We start from the raw sequence: 3,111 nt of genomic DNA, 5'->3' as shown, positions 1-3,111 counted from the left end.
GACGACGACACCGCGGTGTTCCAGCTGGGCGCGGGTGGTGGCCGCGGAGTATCCGACATCCAGCAGCCCGGACTCGGGCCGGGTGCTCAGGTGCGCCCGCAGCCGCTCCGCCTGCGCACGCAGCGCGGCCTCATCGCGGCCGCTCACGATCACCGGAAGCACGGCCGGCCCGTGCCCGGTCTCGGTCCCAGCGGTCCCAGCGGTCCTCGTGGTCTCGGCGGGCGTGCCGGCCGGGGGCTCCTCGAGGATCAGGTGGGCGTTGGTGCCGCTGATGCCGAAGGAGGAGACGGCCGCGCGGCGCGGGCGGCCCTCGGCGGCGGGCCACGGCTCGGCCTCGGCCAGCAGGCGCACCTCACCCGAGGCCCAGTCCACGTGCGGGGACGGGGCATCCACGTGGAGGGTCGCGGGCATGGTGTCGTTCTGCATCGCCATGACCATCTTGATCACGCTGGCGACGCCCGCGGCGGCGGAGGTGTGGCCGATGTTGGACTTGATGGAGCCCAGGCGGAGGGGGCCGTTCTCGCGGCCCTGGCCGTAGGTGGCCAGCAGCGCCTGCGCCTCGATCGGGTCACCGAGGCGGGTGCCCGTACCGTGGCCGTCGACGAGGTCGACGTCCTTGGCCTCGAGTCCCGCGTTGGCGAGTGCCTGGCGGATGACGCGTTCCTGGGCGGGACCGTTGGGGGCGGTCAGCCCGTTGGAGGCGCCGTCCTGGTTGACGGCGCTGCCGCGGATCACGGCGAGGACGCGGTGGCCCTTGCGGCGGGCTTCGGAGAGGCGCTCCATCACGACCAGGCCGACCCCGTCGGAGAATCCCGTACCGTCCGCCCCGGCCGCGTACGGCTTGCAGCGGCCGTCGGCCGCGAGGCCGCGCTGACGGCTGAACTCGACGAGGAGGAACGGGCCGCCGAGCACGGTGACGCCGCCGACCAGGGCGAGGGAGCACTCGCCGGAGCGCAGGGACTGCGCCGCCAGGTGCATGGCGACCAGGGAGGAGGAGCAGGCGGTGTCGATGGACACGGCCGGGCCCTCCAGGCCGAGGGTGTAGGCGACGCGACCCGATACGACGCTGGCGGTCTTGCCTGCGAGCCGGAAGCCCTCCAGGTCGGTCGTACTCTCGCCACCGTATTCGGAGGACACCGTTCCGCAGAACACTCCGGTGTCCCCGCCGCGCAGCGAGGTCGGGTCGATGCCGGCGTGTTCCAGGGCCTCCCAGGCGGCTTCGAGGACGAGCCGCTGGGTGGGGTCGGTGGCGAGGGCCTCGCGCGGGCTGATCCCGAAGAAGCCTGCGTCGAAGTCACCGACGCCGTCGACGAAGCCGCCGCCGGTGGCGTACACCTTGCCGGTCTGCTCGGGGTCGGGGTCGTAGAGGTTGGCCAGGTCCCAGCCGCGGTCGTCCGGGAGCGGGGTGATGGCGTCGCGGCCTTCCGCGACGAGCTGCCACAGTTCCTCGGGCGAGGTGACCCCGCCCGGGTAGCGGCAGCTCATGCCGACGATCGCGAGCGGTTCTGTCGACTGGGCGAGGAGCCGCCGGTTCTGGAGGCGGAGGCGCTCGGTCTCCTTCAAGGACTTGCGGAGCGCCTCGATGAGGTCCTTCTGATCTGCCATGGGTGTTAGCGCTCCTCGTGCGGTCGTGCTGTGGCTGCCGCCGGGGCCGTGACGGCCGGGGCCGTCAGCGGGAGTGCGGCCGCCGTCCGGGCCGTGATGGGTGCGGTGCTCACGCCTCGTCCTCCTGCGTCATACGGATGAGGGCCTCGACGTCCATCTCGTCGATGGACTCGGAGTCCTCGGCGGTCTGCTCGGTCTCCTCCGGGTCGCCGACGGCGAGTTCGAGGAGGACGTCGAGCAGGCCCGCGGAGCGCAGTCGGCCGAGCGGGATGGCGGCGAGAGCCTCCCGGATCCGGTCCTCCTCGGAGGACTGGTGTCCGGTCGCGGCGACGCCTTCGGTGGCCAGAGGGACCAGGTAGCGGGTGACGGCGGCCGGGTTCGGGTGGTCGAACACCAGGGTGGTGGGTAGCCGCAGGCCCGTGGCCTGGGTGAGGCGGTTGCGCAGTTCGACACCGGCGAGGGAGTCGAACCCGAGGCTCTTGAAGGCCCGTTCGGCCTCGATGGCATCGGGCGAGGAGTGTCCGAGTACGGCCGCGACCTGGCCGCGTACGAGGTCCAGTACCACGCGCTCCCACTCCTGCGGCGGTACCGCGGCCAGGGTCTGGGCGAGCGAGCCCGAGCCGGAGCCGGAGCGGCGGGCGGGCACCTTGGCGAGCCTGCGCAGCAGTCCGGGCAGCAGGCCGGCCCGGGCCTGGGCGCGCAGGGCCGCCTGCTCGAGGAGTACGGGCACCACGAGCGCGGCGTCCGACTTCTGGGCCTGGTCGAAGAGTTCCAGGCCGAGCTCGTTGGAGATGGCGCCGAATCCCATGCGCTCCACGCGGGCCAGTTCCGCCGCGTCGAGGTCGCCGGTCATGCCGGTGGCATCGGCCCACAGGCCCCACGCCTGAGAGGTGGCGGGCAGGCCGAGGGCGCGGCGGTGGGCGGCGAGGGCGTCGAGGGTGGCGTTGGCGGCGGCGTAGTTGCCCTGGCCGGGGCTGCCGATGAGGGCGGCTACGGACGAGAACAGGATGAAGGAGGAGAGTTCCAGACCGGCCGTCAGCTCGTGCAGGTGCAGGGCAGCGTCCACCTTGGGGCGCATGACACGGTCCAGCCGTTCGGGGGTGAGGCCCTCCAGCAGCCCGTCGTCGAGCACGCCCGCGGCGTGGATCACGGCGGTCAGGGGGTGTTCGAGTGCGCCGATGAGGTGGGCGAGTTCGTCGCGGTTGGTGACGTCGCAGGCGGCGATGTGGACCTGGGCGCCGAGTCGGGTGAGTTCCGCGGCGAGTTCGGGTGCGCCCTGGGCGTCGGTGCCGCGGCGGCTGAGGAGGAGGACGTGCTTGGCTCCGTACGTCTCCACGTAGTGCTTCGCGAACAGTGCGCCCAGACCACCCGTACCGCCGGTGATGAGGACGGTGCCGTCGGGGTCGAAGGAGGTGGGGACGGTGAGGACGATCTTGCCGGTGTTGCGGCCTTCGCGGAGGTGGCGGAAGGCGTCCTGTCCGCGTCGGACGTCCCAGGTGCGCAGGG

Annotated in this window: 2 protein-coding genes; both read right to left on the bottom strand. The window is 72.8% G+C overall.

The window, feature by feature from the left end; translation table 11 throughout:
• Positions 1–1,605, bottom strand: a 1,605-nt coding sequence (locus tag ABZZ79_RS39570; RefSeq protein ID WP_356697516.1) for a beta-ketoacyl synthase N-terminal-like domain-containing protein, incomplete at its 3' end; no start/stop codon positions are given.
• Between the two features lie 109 nt (positions 1,606–1,714).
• Positions 1,715–3,111: SDR family NAD(P)-dependent oxidoreductase (locus ABZZ79_RS39565; protein WP_356697514.1), on the bottom strand; the 1,397-nt coding region annotated here is incomplete at its 5' end.

The sequence above is a fragment of the Streptomyces sp. NPDC006458 genome (genome assembly GCF_040612135.1).
GTDB lineage: Bacteria > Actinomycetota > Actinomycetes > Streptomycetales > Streptomycetaceae > Streptomyces.
This window is presented reverse-complemented; position numbering and strand designations above follow the sequence as displayed.